General features: G+C 70.0%; 18 protein-coding genes. 6 read left to right on the forward strand and 12 right to left on the reverse strand.

The window, feature by feature from the left end; all coding sequences use genetic code 11:
• Positions 1–30 precede the first annotated feature (30 nt).
• Positions 31–1,821, forward strand: a complete 1,791-nt coding sequence (locus tag J2Y69_RS14465) for a DUF2207 family protein (protein WP_310021974.1) — start codon at positions 31–33, stop codon at positions 1,819–1,821.
• A gap of 63 nt (positions 1,822–1,884) precedes the next feature.
• Here J2Y69_RS14465 and J2Y69_RS14470 read toward each other — a convergent pair whose 3' ends face one another.
• Genes J2Y69_RS14470 through hrcA form a run of 9 tightly spaced genes read right to left on the reverse strand, consistent with a single transcriptional unit; the run spans position 1,885 to position 9,926 of the window.
• Positions 1,885–2,847 carry a quinone oxidoreductase family protein gene (locus J2Y69_RS14470; protein ID WP_310021976.1) on the reverse strand — a complete coding sequence of 321 codons (963 nt, stop codon included), beginning with the start codon at positions 2,845–2,847 and terminating at the stop codon, positions 1,885–1,887.
• Positions 2,848–2,859: 12 nt separating this feature from the next.
• Entirely contained in the window at positions 2,860–3,783 is a 924-nt protein-coding gene (gene era / locus J2Y69_RS14475) for a GTPase Era (protein WP_310021978.1), read from the reverse strand.
• Positions 3,780–5,078, reverse strand: a complete 1,299-nt coding sequence (locus J2Y69_RS14480) for a hemolysin family protein (RefSeq protein ID WP_310021980.1) — start codon at positions 5,076–5,078, stop codon at positions 3,780–3,782. Before J2Y69_RS14480 ends, era begins: the two co-directional genes overlap by 4 nt.
• Complete coding sequence (gene ybeY / locus J2Y69_RS14485; RefSeq protein WP_310021982.1) at positions 5,075–5,539, reverse strand: rRNA maturation RNase YbeY; 465 nt, start codon at positions 5,537–5,539, stop codon at positions 5,075–5,077. Before ybeY ends, J2Y69_RS14480 begins: the two co-directional genes overlap by 4 nt.
• Positions 5,536–6,678, reverse strand: coding sequence for a PhoH family protein (locus J2Y69_RS14490; RefSeq protein ID WP_396653109.1), 1,143 nt, complete (start codon positions 6,676–6,678; stop codon positions 5,536–5,538). Before J2Y69_RS14490 ends, ybeY begins: the two co-directional genes overlap by 4 nt.
• Entirely contained in the window at positions 6,626–6,976 is a 351-nt protein-coding gene (locus J2Y69_RS14495; protein WP_310021984.1) for an HIT domain-containing protein, read from the reverse strand. The genes J2Y69_RS14490 and J2Y69_RS14495 overlap by 53 nt, the downstream gene beginning before the upstream one ends.
• A 28-nt stretch (positions 6,977–7,004) precedes the next feature.
• A complete protein-coding gene (locus J2Y69_RS14500) occupies positions 7,005–7,733 on the reverse strand; it encodes a 16S rRNA (uracil(1498)-N(3))-methyltransferase (protein WP_310021986.1) in 729 nt (242 codons plus the stop codon).
• 2 nt (positions 7,734–7,735) lie between these two features.
• Positions 7,736–8,842 carry a molecular chaperone DnaJ gene (dnaJ, locus tag J2Y69_RS14505; protein ID WP_310021988.1) on the reverse strand — a complete coding sequence of 369 codons (1,107 nt, stop codon included), beginning with the start codon at positions 8,840–8,842 and terminating at the stop codon, positions 7,736–7,738.
• Positions 8,843–8,891: 49 nt separating this feature from the next.
• Entirely contained in the window at positions 8,892–9,926 is a 1,035-nt protein-coding gene (hrcA, locus tag J2Y69_RS14510; RefSeq protein WP_310021990.1) for a heat-inducible transcriptional repressor HrcA, read from the reverse strand.
• A gap of 165 nt (positions 9,927–10,091) precedes the next feature.
• Here hrcA and J2Y69_RS14515 point away from each other — a divergent pair, with 165 nt between their 5' ends.
• The gene (locus J2Y69_RS14515; RefSeq protein ID WP_310021993.1) at positions 10,092–11,516 is read left to right on the forward strand and encodes a carboxylesterase/lipase family protein; all 1,425 of its coding nucleotides are present in this window, start codon (positions 10,092–10,094) and stop codon (positions 11,514–11,516) included.
• Between the two features lie 42 nt (positions 11,517–11,558).
• Here the strand turns inward: J2Y69_RS14515 and hemW are convergent, their stop codons facing one another.
• Genes hemW through lepA form a run of 3 tightly spaced genes read right to left on the reverse strand, consistent with a single transcriptional unit; the run spans position 11,559 to position 15,342 of the window.
• Complete coding sequence (gene hemW, locus J2Y69_RS14520; protein WP_310021995.1) at positions 11,559–12,776, reverse strand: radical SAM family heme chaperone HemW; 1,218 nt, start codon at positions 12,774–12,776, stop codon at positions 11,559–11,561.
• On the reverse strand, positions 12,776–13,429 hold the full coding sequence (locus tag J2Y69_RS14525; RefSeq protein WP_310021997.1) for a DUF1990 family protein: 654 nt from the start codon (positions 13,427–13,429) through the stop codon (positions 12,776–12,778). Before J2Y69_RS14525 ends, hemW begins: the two co-directional genes overlap by 1 nt.
• A gap of 59 nt (positions 13,430–13,488) precedes the next feature.
• Positions 13,489–15,342 (reverse strand): translation elongation factor 4, encoded by a 1,854-nt coding sequence (gene lepA / locus J2Y69_RS14530; RefSeq protein ID WP_310021999.1) that lies wholly within the window; start codon positions 15,340–15,342, stop codon positions 13,489–13,491.
• Positions 15,343–15,629: 287 nt separating this feature from the next.
• Between lepA and J2Y69_RS14535 the strand changes: the two genes are divergently transcribed.
• From J2Y69_RS14535 to J2Y69_RS14550, 4 genes are all read left to right on the forward strand, one after another.
• Positions 15,630–16,613, forward strand: a complete 984-nt coding sequence (locus J2Y69_RS14535; protein WP_310022001.1) for an ABC transporter permease — start codon at positions 15,630–15,632, stop codon at positions 16,611–16,613.
• Between the two features lie 2 nt (positions 16,614–16,615).
• Positions 16,616–17,536: an ABC transporter permease gene (locus tag J2Y69_RS14540; RefSeq protein ID WP_310022003.1), complete on the forward strand. Its 921-nt coding sequence runs from the start codon at positions 16,616–16,618 to the stop codon at positions 17,534–17,536.
• Positions 17,533–19,590 carry an ABC transporter ATP-binding protein gene (locus J2Y69_RS14545; protein WP_310022005.1) on the forward strand — a complete coding sequence of 686 codons (2,058 nt, stop codon included), beginning with the start codon at positions 17,533–17,535 and terminating at the stop codon, positions 19,588–19,590. The genes J2Y69_RS14540 and J2Y69_RS14545 overlap by 4 nt, the downstream gene beginning before the upstream one ends.
• A 103-nt stretch (positions 19,591–19,693) precedes the next feature.
• Positions 19,694–21,406, forward strand: coding sequence for an ABC transporter family substrate-binding protein (locus J2Y69_RS14550; protein ID WP_310022006.1), 1,713 nt, complete (start codon positions 19,694–19,696; stop codon positions 21,404–21,406).
• Positions 21,407–21,424: the final 18 nt, after the last annotated feature.

The raw sequence follows: 21,424 nt of genomic DNA on the forward strand, positions 1-21,424 counted from the left end.
CGGGGTCCGAGGACGGTTAGCCTGGCAGACATGCCGGCCCGTCTTCGCACCGCGCTCCTCGCCGCCCTCGGCCTCCTCGTGGCGCTCTTCGCTCCCCTCGCCGTCGCGATGCCGGCCCAGGCCGACGTCAACGACTTCGACTACGCCTCCTGGGACGCGACGTACGAGGTCGGCGTGGACGCGGACGGCCGCTCCGTCCTCCATGTCACCGAGACGCTCGTCGCCCGCTTCCCGGAGACCGATCAGAACCGAGGGATCGTCCGGGGTCTCCCCGAGAAGTACGACGGGGCACCGATCTCGCCCACGGTGCTCTCCATCCGCGACGACCGCGGCGAGAACGTGCCCTACGAGACGGACTCCGAGAACGACGTCCTCCTGCTCGCGCTCGGCGACGACCAGTACCGGCACGGTCTGACGACGTACGTCATCGAGTACACGATGCGCGACGTCTTCCATGAGCCGGAGGACGCGGCGATCGACGAGTTCTACTGGGATCTCCTCCCCCTGGACAGCACGCAGCCGATCGAGTCCTTCACCGGCACGATCCGCTTCGACGACGCCCTCGCCGCCCGCGCGACGGGCGAGAGCAGCTGCTATCAGGGGACGTTCGGAGCCAAGGGACGGTGTGAGGTCCTCCCCGACGGCACGTCGCCGGGGACGTTCACGGTCACCGCGGCCGATCTCCGCGCCGGCGAGGGGGTCACGGTCGCGTTCGCGTTCGCACCCGGGACCGTCGTCCCCTCGCCCGCGAAGCAACCGGATGCGAGGACCGACGTCCTGCCCTACGCGTTGGCCGGCGGAGGGATCGTGGTCGCCTCGGCGGCAGGCTTCGGCGCCCGCGCCGCGCTCCGTCGGCGGCATCGTGCCCAGGGGCGCGGCGTGATCGTCGCGCAGTACGACGTCCCCGACGACCTCTCGCCGTTGCTGGCGGGCACCGTCCTCGGAACCGGCGGCGCGAAGCAGACCCCAGCGGAGATCGCGCACCTCGGCGTCCGCGGGGTCCTGCGCATCGAGGAGCAGACCGGCAAGCCCGCGCTCACCCTGCTCGACGCGTCGGCCGCACCCGACCCCCTCGACGCCGCTGCGACGACGGCCCTCTTCGGCGCGGGGCCGCAGGCGGGAACCATCTACCTCGCCGTTCCGGACAACACCGTGGCCACCGCCGTCGCCGCGCTGCCCGGGTCCGCGCGGGCGGCAGCCGTCGAGCGCGGGCTCCTCGTCCGGCGACGGTCGCCCCTCGCGCCGGTCTTCGGTCTGCTCGGCGTCCTCGGAGGCCTCGCGGGGATCGCGATGAGCATTCCGGGGATGATCGTCGGCAGGGAGGCGGCGATCGCCGCCTTCGTCGTCTCGATCATCCTCACCATCGCCCTCCTCGTGCTCGCCGCCGTGCTCTTCCTGAAGCAGCACGTCCTGACGCCGAAGGGCGCCGAGACCTGGGAGTACCTGCAGGGCGTGCGCGAGTACATCCGTCTCGCGGAGGCGGACCGGATCCGGATGCTCCAGTCGTATCGAGGGGCCGAGCGGCGCGAGGACGGTGGAGCCGACGTCATCGTCCTCTATGAGCGGCTGCTCCCCTACGCCATGCTGTTCGGGCTGGAGAAGGAATGGGGCGAGGTACTCGCCGTGGAGTACGAGCGGCTCCGCCACGAGCCGGACTGGTACACCGGATACGCCTACGGGAGCATCGGATCCTCCCTCGCGCACATGGGCGGAACCCTCTCCCCCACGCCGACGGCCACATCCTCGTCGTCGTCCAGCGGGTCCTTCGGAGGCGGGTTCTCCGGAGGAGGCGGCGGCGGCGGGTTCTCCGGAGGCCGCTGAGCGCTCAGCCGTTGGGGTTGTCGGGCCGTTGAGTCGTTGGTTCGTGGGGTCGTCGGGCGTCGCTCAGGGCACGAGTGCGAGCTTGCCGCCCGCACGTCCCTGCGCCAGTACCCGGTGCGCCTCCTGCGCGTCCTCGAGCGGCAACGTCTGCGAGACCGGGACCACCAGCTCCCCGCGTTCGGCGAGCTCGATCAGCCGAGGGCGGACCGCGTCCCGGAAGGCCGCGCTCCCCGGCCGCGTCCCCGCGAGCGCCAGGAAGCCGTCCTCGGCGGCACGCGCCGCGTTCGCGATCGTGACGATCCGTCCACGATCCGGCACCAGCTCCAGGGAGGTCTCGACGGCCTCGTCGGTGCCGACCGCGTCGAGAGCCGCGGCGATCCGCACGTCCGGTCCCGCGGCCTCGGCGAGCAGGTCGCGGACGCGTGCGGCGAGCCCCGGGCCGTAGCGGACGGGAAGACCGCCGAATCGGCGCGCCCGATCGGCGCCGCGTTCGCTCGCCGTGCCGATCACGCGTGCGCCGCGGAGTGCGGCCTGCTGGAGCACGCTCGCCCCCACCGCCCCGGAGGCGCCGTGGAGGAGGATCGTCTCACCGGCGGCGACCCCCGTGACCTCCAGCATCTCGGCGGCCGTGCTGCCTGCGAGCAGCAGGTTGGCGGCTTCGGCGTGTGCGAGTGTCGCGGGCTTCCGGAACACCTTCTCCGCCGGCACCGTCAGCGCCGTCGCGTAGCCGCCCTGGACCCGGAAGGCCAGGACCTCGTCGCCGATCGACGCCGGGCCCGAGCCGATCCGCGTCCCCGGTCCGATCGCGACGAGCTCACCCGACACCTCGTAGCCGATGGGCACCGGGAGGGTGCGATCGGCGCGGGGCACCGCGACGTGCTTCGCATCCGCGGGGTTGACGCCGGCCGCGCGGACCCTGATCGTGGCCTCGCCCGGCCCCGGCTCCGGAACGTCCGTGTCGACGAACTCCCAGGTCGAGGGCTCCCCCCATGCCGTGGCCACCCACCGCTGCGCCTGAAGCCCCATGCCGGATCCCTCTCAGAACCCCAGCCGCCGCAGCTGCTTCGGATCGCGCTGCCACTCCTTCGCGACCCGGACGTGCAGCCCGAGGTAGACGCGCGTCCCGAGGAGCTCCTCGATCCCCGCGCGGGCCCGCGCGCCCACATCCCGCAGCCGCCCGCCCTTGTGCCCGATGATGATCGCCTTCTGGCTGTCGCGCTCGACCACGATGCTGGCGTGCACATCGGTGAGATCCGAGTCCTCGCGCCGCGCGATGTCGTCCACGACCACCGCGATCGAGTGCGGGAGCTCGTCCCGTACCCCCTCCAGCGCGGCCTCACGGATGATCTCGGCGATGCGATCATCCTCGGACTCGTCGGTGACGACGCCCTCCGGATAGAGGGCGGGCCCCGCCGGCATCAGCGCGAGGATCTCATCGGAGAGGACGTCCAGCTGCACGCGGGTGAGCGCCGAGAGCGGGATGACGGCCGCCCAGTCCTCGCGGAGCGCATCCACCTCCAGCAGGCGCTCGGTGACCTCGTCGCGATCCGCCGCGTCCACCTTCGTGACGATCGCGATCTTCTTCGCCCGCGGATAGCCGTCGAGCGACGCCGCGATGCGCCGGTCGCCCGGCCCCACCTTCTCGGTGGCGGGGACGCAGAAGCCAATGACGTCCACGTCGCCCAGCACCTGCTCGACGAGGTCGTTGAGACGCTCTCCGAGAAGGGTCCGCGGACGGTGGATGCCCGGGGTGTCGACGATCACGAGCTGACCGTCCGAGCGGGACACGATCCCACGGATCGCCCGGCGCGTGGTCTGCGGCTTCTCGCTGGTGATCGCGATCTTCTCACCCACGAGCGCGTTGGTGAGCGTCGACTTCCCCACGTTCGGGCGCCCCACGAAGGTGACGAACCCGCTGCGCGTCTCCGCGCCCCGTCCTGCTCGTTCCTCTTGCGTGCTCATCCCTTGCTCTCCCGTTCCTCATCGTCCTCGGCGGCCGGAGCCTCGGCCCGTTCCACGAACACCGTCGCGATCCCGCGGCCCCGCCCGCGGGACACGCCGCCGGTCAGCACCAGGCCGCGGACGTTCACGGTCGACCCCGGCTGCGGGATCCGGCCGAGCTCCTTGCCCAGCAGTCCGCCGATCGAGTCGACGTCGTCGTCCTCGAGCTCCACGCCGAACAGGTCGCCGACGTCCTCCAGGCTGAGCCGTGCGCTCACGCGGTACCGTCCGGGGGCGACCTCCGCGATCTCCGTCGACGGCAGGTCGTACTCGTCCGCGATCTCGCCGACGAGCTCCTCGATCAGGTCCTCCAGCGTCACGAGCCCGGAGATGCCGCCGTGCTCGTCGACCACCATGCAGACGTGGACGGCGTCGCGCTTCATCTGCTGGAGCAGGGTCTCGGCGCGCATGGACTCCGGGACGAACACCGCGGGGCGGGCGATCGTCCGCGCCGACGAGTCCCGCCAGGCGTTCTCGTCCCGGAAGGCGAACTGCACGAGGTCCTTCAGGTACAGGACGCCCACGACATCGTCCGCATCGTCGTCGACGACCGGGATCCGCGACACCCCGCGATCGAGGAAGAGCGTCATCGCCTCGTTCGTCGTCGCATCCGCGTCGACGGTCACCATGTCGGTGCGAGGGACCATCACCGCCCGGACGAACTGGTCCGTGAAGTCGAAGACCGAGTGGATGAGGTCGCGGTCATCGGCCTCGATGAGGTCGTGCGACGCCGCCTCGTCCACCATGCTCAGCAGCTGCTCCTCCGAGGCGAAGGAGCTCCGGCCGGCACCGGGGGTCACGCGCGCGCCAAGCGTCACGAGCCCCTGGGCCAGCGGTCCCATGATCACGCGGAGCCCGCGGATCACGGGCGCGGAGCCCCGGAGCATGGCGTCCGCGTGCAGCCTGCCGAACGACCGGGGGCTGGCGCCGACGAGCACGAAGGTGATGCCGGTCATCAGCACGACGGCGGCGAGCATCGCCCACCAGATCTCGTCGAGCAGGAGCACGAAGGCGACGGTGACCAGCACCGCGGCGCCCGTCTCGGCGAGCACGCGGATGAAGGCGACGGCGTTCGCGTGCGGGTCGGGGTCCGCCGCGATCCGGCGCAGCGCCTCGGCGTTCCGTCCCTCCTCGCCCATCTCCGCGAGGTCCGAGCGCGAGGTCACCGAGAACGCGGCGTCGATCGCGGCCATGAGGCCGCCGAAGCCGACGAGGAGGACCGCGGCGGCCAGGAGGAGGATCGCGGTGACGGTCATCGATCCCGGCGATGTTCGAGATCGGCGAAGCTCGCGATGAGCTCGCGCTGGAGACCGAACATCTCCCGCTCCTCGTCCGGCTCGGCGTGGTCGAAGCCCAGCAGATGCAGCAGACCGTGGGTCGTGAGCAGGATCAGCTCGTCCATGAGCGTGTGCTTCGCCGCGACCGCCTGCGTCTCGGCGACCTGCGGGCACAGCACGATGTCGCCCAGGAGGCCGGGCGGTGTCGGACGGTCGATCGTCCCCGGGCGCAGCTCGTCCATCGGGAAGCTCAGCACGTCGGTCGGCCCCGGCTCGTCCATCCACTGGACGTGCAGCGCCTCCATCGCGCCCTCGTCCACCAGCACGATCGCGACGTCCGCGTCGGCGCTGACGTTCAGCTGCGCGAGGTTGTGCTCGGTCAGCCGCAGCAGCACGGTCTCATCGACGTCGATCGCCGACTCGTTGTTGATCTCGATCATGAGCGTCCTCGTTTCGGCTGTCGGTCCCTGGGACCCTGGCGGAGACCGGCGCGGCGCTCCGCGCGGCTGGCGAACTCCGACGCCTGCTCGCGCTCGACCCTTGCTGCGGTCCGCTGTTCGTCGTACTCGCTGTACGCGTCCACGATCCGCCCCACGAGCGTGTGCCGGACGACGTCGTCGCTGGTCAGCCGGGAGAAGTGGATGTCGTCGATGTCCTTGAGCACCCGCGTCACCAGGCGCAGGCCCGACGCGCCCTGCGGCAGGTCGACCTGGGTGATGTCGCCGGTGACCACCATCTTGGTGCCGAAGCCGAGGCGCGTCAGGAACATCTTCATCTGCTCCGGCGTGGTGTTCTGTGCCTCGTCGAGCACGACGAAGGAGTCGTTCAGCGTCCGCCCCCTCATGTAGGCGAGCGGCGCGACCTCGATGGTGCCCGTCGCCATGAGGCGCGGCACGAGCTCCGGATCCATCATCTCGTTGAGCGCGTCGTAGAGCGGCCGCAGGTACGGGTCGATCTTGTCGGTCAGCGTGCCGGGGAGGAAGCCGAGCCGCTCCCCCGCCTCCACCGCGGGGCGGGTGAGGATGATCCGCTCGACGTCCTTGCGCTGGAGGGCCTGCACGGCCTTCGCCATCGCGAGGTAGGTCTTCCCGGTGCCGGCCGGTCCGATGCCGAAGACGATCGTGTTCTCCTCGATCGCGTCGACGTACTCCTTCTGACCGAGGGTCTTCGGACGGATCACGCGCCCGCGCGAGGAGAGCACGGCCTCGCCGAGCACCTCGCTGGGACGCGGACCCTCGTCGCGGCGGAGGATGCGCGCCGAGCTGGACACGTCGGACGGCGCGAGGTCGTTCCCCGCCCTCGTCATCTCGATCAGCTCGTCGACGAGAACGCGGGCAGCGCTCACTCTCGCGCTCTCCCCCGTGAGGGTGATCTCGTTGCCGCGGACGAGGACGTCCACCTGCGGGTGCTCCTTCTCGAGCATGCGCAGCAGCCGGTCCTGGGGACCGAGCAGCCGCACCATCGCGATGCCGTCGACGAGGATGGTCTGGGACACGGGCGCCGTCTCCGGCGCCCCGTCAGTGGGGTCAGTGGCCAACGAGGCTCTTCTCCTGGAGTTCTCCGGCGAGCACGTGCGCATGCACGTGGAACACGGTCTGACCCGCGTCCGCACCGGTGTTGAAGATCAGACGGAACTGCCCGTCGGCGTGCGCGGCGGCGACTCTCCCCGCCACCTCGACCATCTCGGCGAGCAGCGAGGGGTCCCCGGCCGCGAGCTCGACGACGTCGCGGTACTCCTGCGTCCGGGGGATCACGAGCAGATGCAGGGCGGCCTGGGGATTGATGTCGCGGAGCACGAACACGCGCTCGGTCTCCAGGAGGATCTCGCCGGGGATCTCGCCCTGCAGGATGCGCGTGAAGATCGTCGGGTCGCTCATGCGTCCCATCCTAACGACCGCGTCCGACTCACCAGCGGCCGCGGACCACGTTGAGCACGGCGAGGGCGGCGGGGCCGGCCGTCGAAGTGCGCAGCACCGTGTCGCCGAGCAGCACGCGCTCGGCTCCCGCCGCCGCCAGCCTCTCGTGCTCCTCGGGGGCGATGCCGCCCTCGGGGCCGACGACGAGCACCAGGTCGCGCCCGTCCTCGCGGACCGCGCTCAGCCGCGCACTGGCCGACGGATCGAGGACCAGCACACGCTGGGTGCCGGCACGACGGACGAGGTCCCCCGTGCCCTCCAGCCCCGCGACCTCGGGCACCCAGGCCCGATGGGCCTGCTTGGCCGCCTCGCGCACGATCGAGGACCAGCGCTCCCGCCCCTTCGCCGCCTTCGCGCCCTCCCACCGGGAGACGCTGCGGGCGGCCTGCCACGGCACGATCTCGTCGACGCCGAGCTCGCAGGCGGCCTGGACCGCGAGCTCGTCGCGATCCCCCTTGGCCAGCGCCTGCACGAGGACGATGCGGGCCTCAGGCCTCGGCTGCACGGTCCTCGCCAGGACCCGCACCGACACCTCTGCCGGATCTGCTGCCGCGATCTCGCCGTCGAGCCAGACCCCGAGCCCGTCGCCCAGCGTCACCCGCTCCCCGACGCGGACCCGCCGGACGACCGCGGCGTGCTTCGCCTCGGCACCGGTCAGGGTCACGAGGTCGCCGGGATGTCCCGTCGACGCCTCGGGCGTCAGGAAGTGCAATGACACGGTCAGCTGTTCCGGAAGCGGTCGCGCAGCTTGGAGAAGAGCCCCTGGTGGAACTCGGCCAGCCGCGGGCCCGGCGCCTTGCTCCGCTTCGCGAAGTCCTCGATGAGCGCCCGCTGCTTGCCGTCGATCTTGGTCGGGGTGACCACCTGGACGCCGACGCGCAGATCGCCGCGCTGGCTGCCGCGGAGCGGGGTGATGCCGCGGCCCTTGATCGTGAGCACGTCGCCGGACTGCACGCCCGGGCGGATCTCCAGCTCCACGGCGCCGTCGAGCGCGTCCACCGTGGTCGAGGTGCCGAGGATCGCATCGGACATCGCGACCTCCAGCGTCGCCAGCAGGTCATCGCCCTCCCGGCTGAACGAGGAGTGCGGCGCTACGGCGACCTCGATGTAGAGGTCTCCGTTGGGCCCTCCCGCGCGGCCGACCTCGCCGGAGCCGGGAAGCTGCAGACGGAGCCCGGTCTCGACGCCGGCCGGGATGTCCAGCCCGACGGTCCGGCGCGAGCGGACGCGCCCCTGGCCGTTGCACGTCCCGCAGGGGTACGGGATCGTCGTGCCGTATCCCTCGCAGGTGCCGCACGGCTGGGTGGTGACCACGGTGCCGAGCAGGCTCCTGACCTGCTGCTGGATGTGCCCCGATCCGCCGCAGATGTCGCAGGTGACCGGAGAGGTGCCCTCCTGGCAGCACGATCCCTGGCAGGTCTCGCAGAGGATCGCGGTGTCGACCTCGATGTCGCGGTGCACGCCGAACACGACGTCGTCGAGCTCGAGCGTGACCCGGACGAGGGCGTCCTGCCCCCGCTCGCGACGCGACCGCGGGCGGGCGTTGCGCGCACCGCCCGCCGCCCCGAAGAAGGTCTCGAAGATGTCGCCGAAGCCGCCGAACCCTCCGAAGCCGGCACCCTCGTCCCCGCCCGCGTCATAGCGCCGACGGGAGTCCGCGTCGCTCAGGACGTCGTAGGCGTGGGTCACGAGCTTGAACCGCTCCGCGGCGTCCTCGCTCGGGTTCACATCAGGGTGGAGCTGGCGCGCCAGCTTCCGGTACGCCTTCTTGATCTCATCCTCGCTCGCGTCTCGCGCGACGCCGAGAACCTCGTAATGATCGGCCACAGTCACCTTTCCGGGCGCGGCGCCTCCTGCGCCGGCCCCCGCGAGCCGCTCAGCGACCCGCCTCGTCTTCGTCGAGCAGTCGCGACAGGTAGCGGGCCACGGCCCGCGCCGCCGCGAGGTTGCTCGGGTAGTCCATGCGTGTCGGACCCATCACGCCGACGCGGGCCGTGCCGCTCGGGGTGACGTAGTTGCTCGCCACGATCGAGGCCTCGGGCAGCCCGAACGCCTCGTTCTCCGCGCCGATGCTCGCCGCGAGCCCCTGCTCGTCGGTGACCATCTCGCTCATCAGCCGCAGCAGCGTGACCTGCTCCTCGATCGCCTCCAGGAGCGGATGGATGCTCCCGCGGAAGTCGTGCTCCCGGCGGGCGAGGGTCGCCGCGCCCGCCATCACCAGGCGCTCCTGCCGGAACTCCTCCAGCTCCTCGGTCACCGCCCGTCGGAGCGCGGCCTGCGCGAATGCCAGGGCCGACGCCTCCGGCGCGTCCTGGAGCCCCGCGATCCGCTCGACGCCGTTGCGCACCGAGCGCCCCACCAGGAGCACGGTGAGGCGCGCGCGCAACGAGCTGAGCTCGACCTCGTCGAGGTCGGCGGGGAGGGCGATGATCCGCTGAGAGACGCCACCGGCGTCGGTGACGATGACGGCGAGGAGCCGACGCGGGCCGAGGGCGACCAGTTCGACGTGCGTCACGTGGGCGCGCGCGAACGAGGGGTACTGCGCGAGCGCGACCTGGCCGGTCAGCCGCGTCAGCACCCGGACGGTGCGCACCATCAGGTCGTCCAGGTCGGCGGGGTCCGTGAGGAAGGCGGTGATCGCGCTCCGCTGCGCGCCCGAGAGCGGGCGCAGCTGGGCGAGGTGGTCCACGAAGACGCGGTACCCCTTGTCGGTGGGCACCCGGCCCGAGGACGTGTGCGGCGCGACGATCAGCTCCTCGTCCTCGAGCTGCGCCATGTCGTTGCGGATGGTCGCGGCGGACACGCCGAACGCGTGCCGCTCGACGATGGAGCGGCTGCCGACGGGCTCGTTCGTCTCGACGAAGTCCTCCACGATCGCGCGGAGGACCTGGAGACCTCTCTCACTGACCATCTCCGCCTCCTTCTCGTCGCTCGGGGCCGGATCGCTGGCACTCCATCCCGCCGAGTGCCAATTCTACCGGGTCGAGCCCGTGTCGCGCCCGTCCGGGCCCGCGCGTCGAGGGGCGGGGCCCGCCGCACCGCGATCCATACAGGTCCGCGGGCCCTCGCCGCTACGATGACGAGCGTGAGCGATGCACCCGAGATCCGCGTTTCCGCCGGCGTCGTCCGAGGCGAGGAGGAGGGCGGGATCCTCCGGTTCCTCGGCGTCCCCTATGCCGCACCGCCGTTCGGGGAGAACCGGTTCCGGGCCCCGCGCCCCGCCTCGCCGTGGTCCGGCGTGCGCGAGGCGACCGCGTTCGGCCCGACCGCGCCGCAGCTCCCCTACGCCGGCGCGACCGCCGAGCTGCTCGGCAGCGTCCGGATCGACGGCGAGGACATCCTGACCGCGAACGTCTGGGCGCCCGTGGACGCGCAGGCGGCGCCCGTGGTGCTCTGGATCCACGGCGGCGCTTTCGAACGCGGCACCGCCGCGCTCTCCCTCTACGACGGGACCAGCTTCGCGCGCGAGGGGATCGTGTTCGTCTCGATCAACTACCGCCTGGGGTCGGAGGGCTTCTCCGTCCTCGATGACGCTCCCCGCAACCTCGGTCTCCGCGACGTCGCCGCCGCCCTGCACTGGGTGCACGAGGAGATCGCGGCCTTCGGCGGGAACCCGCAGCGCATCACGCTCATGGGCGAGTCTGCGGGAGGGTCTCTCGTGGCGGCGCTCCTCGCCCGCGACGACACTCGCGCCCTCGCCGCGGCCGCGATCATCGAGTCGGGGCCGCTGACCGCGCAGGAGCCGGAGAAGGGCGGCCGTGTCACCGCGCAGATCGCGCGCAGACTGGGGATCAAGGCTGACCGGTCCTCCTTCGCCGACGTCCCGCCCGCACAGCTCCTCGACGCCCGCCGCGCCCAGTCCGCCGGCTCGTCGCCGCTGGGCGGCGCCCCCGGGTTCCAGCTCGTGATCGATCCCGACTCCCTTCCGCGGTCGCCCCACGAGGTGCTGCCGTCCGTCGACCTGCCGCTCGTCATCGGGACGAACACCGACGAGTACCGGCTGTGGTTCGCCCCGGAGGCGTTGGCGGCCATCCGTCCGCTGAAGCTCCTCCTTGCCCGCCTCGCGCTGCGCATCCCGAGGAAGGCCGTCCGCGCCTACCGCCAGGCCTGGCCCGGCGCGTCGACCGGCGAGCTGTTCGGCCAGCTCGCGACCGATCTGCTGCTGCGCGCGCCCGCCACGCGCATCGCCCGCTCCCGGACTGCGCCGACCCACGTCTACGAGTTCGCCTGGGAGAGCACGGTGCGCGACCTCCGCGCCGCGCACGCGCTGGAGCTCGGCTTCGTCTTCGACGGTCTGCAGGATGCGGAGTCCGTGCGGATGGCAGGCGCCGATGCGCCACAGGGGCTGGCCGACGAGATGCACGCCGCCTGGACGCGGTTCATCCTCACCGGCGACCCGGGCTGGCCCGCCTTCGACGGATCACGGCCCACCCGGCTGTTCGACCGGACGACGGCGACCGTGCCCCAGCGACGGACCGAAGGCCTGGATCTGCTCCCCTGAGCCCGACCCGGCGAGCCCGGGCGGCCAGGCCGCAGGCTCGTCTCAGGCGGTGAGCGTGCGGACCACCGCGTCGGCCAGCAGGCGTCCGCGGAGAGTGAGCACGAGGCGTCCGCGGACGGCCGCCGGCCCCTCGACGAGGCCGTCGGCGATGAGCTCGGCGACCCGTGTCCTGGCGCCGGCCGGGAGGGCGTCGACCGCGAGCCCCTCCGCCATCCGCGAGCCGAGCAGCACCTGCTCCAGCGTCGTCGCCTCGGCACCGGGCCGCTCGCGTCCCGCCGCCGGGGAGTCCCCCGCGGCGAGGCGTGCCGCATAGGCCGCCGGATGCTTCACGTTCCACCACCGCAGACCCGCGACATGGCTGTGGGCTCCCGGGCCGAACCCCCACCAGTCCGTCCCGCGCCAGTAGGCCATGTTGTGCCGCGAGCGCTGTGCCGGCTCGCGCGCCCAGTTGCTGACCTCGTACCAGGAGAAGCCGGCGCCGCCCAGACGAGCGTCGGCGAGCTCGTACATGTCGGCCTGGAGGTCGTCGTCGGGTGCCGGGACCTCGCCGCGACGGATCTGTCGCGCGAGCTTGGTCCCGTCCTCGATGATGAGCGCGTACGCCGAGATGTGGTCGGGATCGAGGCCGATCGCCGTGTCGAGCGACGCCCGCCAGTCCGCGAGGGTCTCCCCCGGCGCGCCGTAGATCAGATCCACGCTCACCGCGAGCCCCGCAGCTCTCGCCGACTCCACCGCGGTGCGGACGTTCTCCGGCTGATGTGTGCGGTCCAGCGCCGCGAGGACATGCGGGACCGCCGACTGCATCCCGACCGAGAGGCGGGTGACACCCGCCCTCGCCAGCTCCTCCGCGACGGCGGGCGTCACCGTGTCCGGGTTCGCCTCGACCGTCACCTCGGCGTCGGACCGGATCCCGAAGGCGTCGATCGCGCCGTGCAGCATCCGGGCGAGGTCCCCGGCCGGAAGCAGCGTCGGCGTGCCTCCGCCGAAGAAGACCGTGTCCATCGGCCGCAGCGCGCCGCGGGCGCCGAGCACGTCCCTCGCGAGCGCGATCTCGGCGAGGAGGGTGTCGGCGTAGTCGTCCTGGCGGGCGCCCTGGAGCTCGGAGGACGTGTAGGTGTTGAAGTCGCAGTACCCGCAGCGCACGCGGCAGAACGGCACGTGGAGATAGGCGGAGAACGGCGTGTCCGACGCGAAGGGCAGATCCTCGGGAAGACGACCGTCGACCGGCGCAGGATCCCCCAGAGGCAGGGGCCCCGCCATCAGACCGGTGTCGTGTACAACGGCGAGATCGCGCGCAGGTAGCGGGCGAACAGCTCTCGACGACGGCGACGCACGAGTGCGGGGACCGTGCGGTAGAGGAAGGTGTTGGGGGCGTCGAAGGCACGGACGGTGAACCAGACCTCGTCCGAGTCCTCCCGCCAGTCGAGGTCGAAGGACTCCTCGCCGCTCACGACCGATCCGCCCACGGTGCCCAGGACGAAGCCGACGCGCCGCTCCTCCTCGCTCACCGAGATGACGCGCAGCTCGGCATCGGCGCTCAGTCCGCCGACGCGACCGTGGACGCGGAGGGTCATGCCCGCCCCGACGAAGGGCGTGCCCTCGCCGTCGAACCGCTGCTCGACCTCGTTCTTGCTCGGCGCGATCGCATTGCCCTCGGCGTCGAAGCTGACGCCCGCGTACCCCGGGCCCGTGGCCGGACGCAGATCCTCGAGCTCGAGACCCGCCGCGCGCTGCGCCGTCCAGGACAGGAGCGCGTCGCTCGCGGTCCGGAAGCGCTCCTCGCCGCTGCCGATGCGCCAGGACTGCTCGGCGGGGATGCTCCGCTCCGGCGGGTACTGCATGAGGTCGGGCGCGTGGGTCGCCCCGACCGCGGCATAGTCGACCGTGCCTTCTCGGAATGTCCCGCGACGCATGTTTTCCACCCTACTTGCCGTACCTGGACAGGTCCGCAATGCCGCCGCGGACGGCCCTGCTACTTCTTGTCCTTGCCCTCGACGTCCCCCGAGAGCGCGGCGATGAACGCCTCCTGGGGGACCTCGACGCGCCCGACCATCTTCATACGCTTCTTGCCCTCCTTCTGCTTCTCGAGCAGCTTGCGCTTACGGGTGATGTCACCGCCGTAGCACTTGGCGAGGACATCCTTGCGGATCGCGCGGATCGTCTCGCGGGCGATGATCCGCGCGCCGATCGCCGCCTGGATCGGCACCTCGAACTGCTGACGAGGGATGAGCTTGCGAAGGCGCTCGGCCATCATCGTGCCGTAGGCGTAGGCCTTGTCGCGGTGGACGATCGAGCTGAACGCGTCGACCTTGTCGCCCTGCAGCAGGATGTCGACCTTGACGAGGTCGGCCTCCTGCGATCCCGAGGGCTCATAGTCGAGCGAGGCATAGCCCTGGGTCTTGGACTTGAGCTGGTCGAAGAAGTCGAACACGATCTCGCCGAGGGGCATGTTGTAGCGCAGCTCGACGCGCTCCTCGGAGAAGTACTCCATGCCGAGGAGCGTCCCCCGTCGCGACTGGCAGAGCTCCATGACCGTGCCGACGTAGTCCTTGGGGAGCAGGATCGCGGTCTTGACCATCGGCTCGGAAACTGATCCGATCCGGCCGTCCGGATACTCGCTGGGGTTGGTGACGGTCACCGTCTCGCCCGTGTCCGAGGTGAGCACCTCGTAGATCACGCTCGGCGCGGTGGTGATGAGGTCCAGGTCGAACTCGCGCGTGAGGCGCTCGGTGATGATCTCCAGGTGCAGGAGGCCGAGGAAGCCGCAGCGGAAGCCGAAGCCGAGCGCCACGGAGGTCTCGGGCTCGTACACCAGGGAGGCGTCGGAGAGCTTGAGCTTGTCCAGCGCCTCGCGCAGCTCCGCGTAGTCGCTGCCGTCGATCGGGTAGAGGCCGGAGAACACCATCGGCTTCGGCTCGGTGTAGCCGGGCAGCGCCTCCGCCGCGGGCTTTCGGGCATTGGTGATCGTGTCGCCGACCTTCGACAGCCGGACGTCCTTCACCCCGGTGATGAGATAGCCGACCTCGCCGACGCCGAGGCCCTTCGTCGGCACGGCCTCCGGGCTGGACACGCCGATCTCGAGGAGCTCGTGGTGCGCCGCGGAGGACATCATCTGGATCCGCTCGCGCGGCTCCAGCTTGCCGTCGACCATCCGGACGTAGGTGACCACGCCGCGGTAGGCGTCATAGACGGAGTCGAAGATCATCGCCCTGGCCGGGGCGTCGGCGTCCCCGCCCGGCGCCGGGATCTCGGTGACCAGGCGGTCCAGCAGCTCTTCCACGCCGACACCGGTCTTGCCGGAGACGCGGAGGACGTCCTCCGGCCGGCCGCCGATGAGGTCGGCCAGTTCCTTGGCGAACTTCTCGGGGTCCGCGGCCGGGAGGTCGATCTTGTTCAGCACCGGGATGACCGTGAGGTCGTTCTCCAGCGCCAGGTAGAGGTTCGCCAGCGTCTGCGCCTCGATCCCCTGCGCCGCATCGACGAGGAGGATCGCCCCCTCGCAGGCCGCGAGCGAGCGGGACACCTCATAGGTGAAGTCGACGTGCCCCGGGGTGTCGATCATGTTGAGGGCGAACGTCTCATCGCCGATCTGCCAGGGCATGCGGACGGCCTGGCTCTTGATCGTGATCCCGCGCTCGCGCTCGATGTCCATGCGGTCCAGGTACTGGGCGCGCATGTCGCGATCGGCCACCACCCCGGTGATCTGGAGCATGCGGTCGGCGAGGGTCGACTTGCCGTGATCGATGTGCGCGATGATGCAGAAGTTGCGGATCTGCGCCGGCGGCGTCGAGGCAGGCTGAAGTGGGGCGAGGGCGCGTGGTGACATGTCCGATCGATTCTACGGGAGCGGCCGCGGAATCCCTGCCCTGCGGCGGATCGTGGAGATGTACGCGCGGACATTGTGAGGGCGTCCTAATCCTCGGATCGCGAGATCCGGTGATAATCTCCCGACGTCGCTCCGGCCCGCCCGTCGGTCCCGCGACCGAGCTCCGCATCGCGGACTCGCCCATCCCCCTGCTTCACTCTCTGCGGTCGATGGTGTTTGAATGGCACCCGGCTCAGCGTTGCGTCGGAGATCCCGTGCGACGTCTGTGAAAGAGAAAGAACACCATCTTGATCAAGTATCTGCTCCGTCGCCTACTCGGCTGGATCCTCATGATCGCGGTGGCCGCCAACCTCACATACTTCCTCGCGTGGTCGTTCCTCGATCCGCGGTCCAACTATGTCGGCCGCCGCCCACCGCTCACCCCGGACGAGATCACCGCGATCCTCGAACCGCGGAACCTGAGCGACTCCGTTCCTCTCCTGCAGCGATGGTGGACGTGGATCACCGACATCGTCCTGCACTGGAACTGGGGCGTGAGCCCGGTCGGCCAGTCGGTCAACGAGCAGATCTCCTATCGGATGTGGATCTCGGCCGAGCTCGTGCTCGGCGCCACGATCATCGCGGCGGTCCTCGGCATCGCGCTCGGCGTCTACACTGCCTCCCGCCAGTACAAGCTCGGCGACCGGATCGGCCAGGCGACGTCGATCATCACGATGAACATCAACATCGTCGTCGCCGCCCTCGGCCTCGTGCTCCTGGCTATCGCGTTCAACGAGATGGTCGGCACGCGGGTGTTCTACGTCACAGGCGCCGGCGGCAAGGACATCGACGGCTTCTTCCCGTACCTCGTCGACAAGTTCCAGCACCTCACGCTGCCCACGATCGCCCTCGTCGTCATCAGCTATGCGAACTATCACTTCCTCCAGCGCTCGCTCCTGCTGGACAACATCAAGGCCGACTACGTCCGCACCGCCCGCGCCAAGGGTCTCACCAAGCAGCAGGCGATCCGCAAGCACGCGCTGCGCACCTCCCTCATCCCCGTCGCGACGCAACTCGCGTTCAACATCCCGGCCGCCTTCACCGGCGCCATCCTCACCGAGTTGATCTTCGGCTGGCACGGGATGGGACGCTACTTCGTCGACACGATCAGCAAGAACGACGTCCACGGTGTCGTCGCCTTCGCGGCGTTCGGTGCCGTCCTGACCGCGATCGGCGCGATCCTCGCCGATGTCGCCGTCGTTGTCCTTGACCCGCGAGTGAGGGTGAGCTGACCATGAGCACGAACACGATCCAACCGCCCGTCGGGCCGGACACCACCGCTGCCCGCATCCCTCGCAAGAGGATGTCCTCGCTCGAGCTGTACTACCGCCGGTTCGTCCGCAACCGGCTGGCCGTCATCGGCGTCTTCATCTTCGTCCTCCTCGCGCTGTTCTCCGTCATCGGACCGCTCGTGGCGAAGTACGACCACATCTACCTCGACTTCCTGAACCTCGGCACGCCACCGTCCGGCGAGCACTGGTTCGGGACGACGACCGCCGGCAACGACCTGTTCGCCCAGGTCGTCATCGGCACGCAGCGCTCGCTGATGATCGCGTTGACCGTCTCGATCGGCACGACCGTGATCTCCGCGCTCGTCGGCACGGCGGCGGCCTACTTCGGCGGCGTCACCGAGCGGATCACGCTCACCGTCATCCACTTCTTCATGGTCGTGCCGACCTTCCTCATCCTCGCCCTCGTGTCGAGCAACTCGGGCGGCGACTGGCGCATCATCTCGCTCGTGATGATCTTCATCGGCTGGTTCTTCCCGGCACGGGTCATCTGGACGATGGCGTTGTCGCTCCGTGAGCGCGAGTACGTCCACGCCGCCCGTTACATGGGCGTCTCCGGCATGAAGATCGTGGTCCGCCATCTGCTGCCGAACATCGGATCCCTCCTGATCATCAACTTCACGCTCGGCGTCGTCACGGCCGTCATGGCCGAGACCGGTCTGTCCTTCATCGGCTTCGGCGTGAAGATCCCCGACGTCTCGCTGGGCTCGCTCATCGGCACCGGCGCGAACACGATCACCAGCGCGCCATGGCTGTTCTACTTCCCGGCCGCAGCGCTCACGCTGCTCACCGTCTCGATGGCGCTCATCGCCGACGGTCTGCGCGACGCCCTCGATCCCACCTCGGCGGCAGGAGGCCGCGCATGACCTCTCCTCTCCTCTCCGTCCGCGACCTCCAGGTCCGCTTCGCCTCCGAGGCCGGCCGCGTCGACGCCGTCCGCGGCGTCTCCTTCGACCTCGCCCCCGGGCGCACGCTCGGCATCGTCGGCGAGTCCGGCTCGGGCAAGTCCGTCACGTCGCTCGCGATCATGGGTCTCCTCGACGACAACGCCAAGGTCACCGGATCGATCATGTTCGACGGCCAAGAGCTCGTCGGCAAGACCGACAAGGAGCTCTCCGCGCTCCGCGGCAACGGCATCGCGATGATCTTCCAGGATCCGCTGACCTCGCTCACGCCCGTGTTCACGATCGGCGACCAGCTGATCGAGGCGCTCACGGTGCACAAGAGCATGTCGCACGCGCAGGCGAGCGCCCGCGCGATCGAGCTGCTGAAGCTGGTCGGGATCCCCAGCCCCGAGCGGAGGATGAAGTCCTTCCCGCACGAGTTCTCCGGCGGCATGCGCCAGCGCGTCGTCATCGCGATCGCGATGGCGAACGATCCGAAGCTGATCATCGCCGACGAGCCGACCACCGCCCTCGACGTCACCATCCAGGCGCAGATCCTCGACCTCATCGCCACGGCGCAGCGCGAGACGGGCGCCGCGGTGATCATGATCACCCACGACATGGGGGTCGTGGCCAAGACCGCCGATGACGTGCTCGTGATGTACGCGGGGCGCCCGGTCGAGCAGGCCCCAGCGGGCGAGCTCTTCCACCGCACGCGGATGCCGTACTCGATCGGACTCCTCGGGGCGATCCCCCGTATCGACAAGGCGGAGAAGGAGCCCCTGATCCCGATCAAGGGGAATCCGCCCCTGCTGGTCAACCTCCCGGACGCCTGCCCCTTCGCCAACCGCTGCCCGATCGCCGTCGACGCCTGCCGCAGCTCCGAGCCGCCGCTGCGTCCGGTGGACACCGGCGGCTCCGGCGACCATCTCGTCGCGTGCATCCGGGCGGACGAGATCGACGACGAAGGACTCATCGGCGGTCTGCCGGTGTATCCGGTCCCGGAGATCCCGGTCGCAGCGATCGAGAGCGTCCCCCGGGAACAGCGGCCGATCACGCTCGATGTCCGGAACATGCGCAAGGCCTTCCCCCTTCTCAAGGGGGCGTTCCTCAAGCGCAAGGTCGGCGAGGTGCACGCGGTCAAGGGCGTCTCTTTCGACATCCGCGAGGGCGAGACCCTGGCCATCGTCGGCGAGTCCGGCTGCGGCAAGACCACGACCCTCCTGCAGATCATGGATCTCGTCGCCCAGGCCGACGGGGAGATCACGATCGCCGGCACGCCGGTCTCGACCCTCCACGGCGGCAAGGCCGAGCGCGACCTGCGCCGCGACATCCAGATCGTCTTCCAGGACCCGATGGGTGCCCTCGACCCCCGGATGACGGTCACCGACGTCATCGCCGAGCCGCTGCGGGCGATCGGCGTGCCGAAGGCCGAGGCGGATGCGCGCGTCGACGAGCTGATGGATCTGGTCGGCCTCGATCCGGCCCATGCCAGCCGCTTCCCCGGTGCGTTCTCGGGCGGCCAGCGCCAGCGCATCGGCATCGCGCGGGCGCTCGCGACGAATCCCAAGATCGTCGTCCTGGACGAGCCGGTCTCGGCGCTGGACGTGTCGATCCAGGCGGGCGTGATCAACCTCCTGGACGAGCTGAAGGTCAAGCTCGGGCTGTCCTATCTCTTCGTCGCGCACGACCTCTCCGTCGTCCGGCACATCGCCGATCGCGTGGCCGTGATGTACCTCGGCGAGTTCGTCGAGCACGGCGACGTGGACGCGGTGTTCGACGATCCGCAGCACCCCTATACCCAGGCGCTGCTCTCGGCGATCCCGATCCCGGACCCCGACATCGAGCGCACGCGCGAGCGGATCGTGCTGCGGGGCGACCTGCCGAGCCCGACCGAGGACCTTCCCGGCTGCTCGTTCGTCACGCGCTGCCCGCTCTACCAGCTCCTCCCTCCGGAACAGCAGCATCGCTGCGAGACCGAGCCCCTCGCCCTCACAGGCGCCGACGCGCACAGGAACTCCTGCCACTTCCGCTGACTCGGAACGATAACGGTTTGCGATCCCTCCATCGGATCGTGCCGGAGCCAGGGTTATCCTGCCCACACCCCCTGAAAGAGCCGAAAGGCAACGAAGGAGCACCATGAAAAGGCACCAGAAGCTGATGGGCGTCGTCGCCCTCGGCGGCGCCCTCGCACTCGCCATCAGCGGTTGTGCGTCGGGCAGCAACAACGGCAACGGCAGTGGCGGAGACACCAAGCCCGCCGAGGTCAAGCAGGCGGACTACAACCCGCAGCCGCGCGAGAACCTCAAGGAGGGCGGGACCGTCCGGTTCCGCATCAATGAGATCACCCCGCAGATGAACGCGTTCAGCAGCGACGCATCAGCCGACACCACGCGCCTCGCGGCGTGGTACACGCCTCAGGTCCTCCTTGTCGATCCGGACGGCACCGTCAAGCCCAACCCGGCGTATCTCGACAAGTGGGACATCACCACCGAGAACGGCAAGACCGTCATCACGATGAAGGTCAACGAGAAGGCCGTCTGGAACGACGGGACGCCGATCGACTGGACCGCGTTCGACGCGACCTGGAAGGCGAACAACGGCACCAACGAGGCGTTCCAGGTCAACTCGACCGACAAGTACAAGGACATCGAGTCGGTCGCCAAGGGCGAGACCGACAAGGACGTCATCGTCACCTTCAAGGGCGAGTTCGCCTGGCCGAAGGCCGTCTTCACCTCGATCCTCCACCCCGCCGTCACGACGCCGGAGGCGTTCAACACGAGCTTCCTGGAGAACGCCCGCCCGGAGTGGGGCGCCGGACCCTACAAGCTCACCAACTACGACGTGAAGGGGCAGACCGCCACCCTCGAGCCGAACGAGAAGTGGTGGGGGGACAAGCCGCTGCTCGACAAGGTGACCTTCACGGGCCTTGACACGACGGCGGGGATCAACGCCTTCAAGAACGGCGAGATCGACGCGGTCGAGACGCCGAACAAGGACGCCATCGCCCAGGTCGCCGACATGAAGGACGTCGTCACCTACCGCGCCGCCCGCACCTCTAAGACGGTGCTCCTTCTGGACGCGGACAAGCCGCAGTTCCAGGACATCAAGGTTCGCGAGGCGTTCTTCCTCGGCGCCAACCTCGACCAGCTCAAGCAGGTCATCTGGAACGGGCTCGACTACTCCGAGGAGTCGGTCGGCACGCTCAACAACTACCGTTTCCAGGACGGGTTCCAGGACTCCTACAAGGAGGCCGGTCTCAAGTTCGACCTCGAGGGCGCCAAGAAGCTCCTCGACGACGCGGGCTGGAAGGAAGGCTCGGACGGCATCCGCGAGAAGGACGGCGTGAAGCTCTCGGTCATCTTCCCGACGCACAACGACAGCCCGACCATTCAGGCGATGCTCAAGGCGCTCCAGCAGCAGGAGAAGGCCATCGGCATCGACATGAAGATCGAGCAGCGCCCCACGGCGGACTTCTCGACCGACTTCACCACGAAGAACTGGGACGCCTTCTCGCTGCAGTTCACCGACGGCGACCCGTTCGGCCCTGCCAACTTCTGCCAGCTCTACTGCTCGGACAGCAGCCTGAACCTCTCGGGCACGGGCAGCGCGGAGATCGACAAGAAGATCGCGGACGAGGTCGAGTCGCAGACGACGCCCGAGGCGTGGACCGCGGCCTCGATGAAGCTCGAGACCGAGATCGTCAAGGAGACCTGGGGCGTCATCCCGATCTACAACGGTCCCTGGATCGTCACGGCCAAGAAGGGCCTCGCCAACCTGACCCCGGAGCCCTACGTCGGGCTCGACCTCTTCGGCATCACGCCGGTGGAGAACGTGGGCTGGGAGAAGTAGGCGCTCCCGCACGCTGAA

It is taken from the genome of Microbacterium resistens, from assembly GCF_031456305.1.
Taxonomy (GTDB): Bacteria; Actinomycetota; Actinomycetes; order Actinomycetales; family Microbacteriaceae; genus Microbacterium; species Microbacterium resistens_A.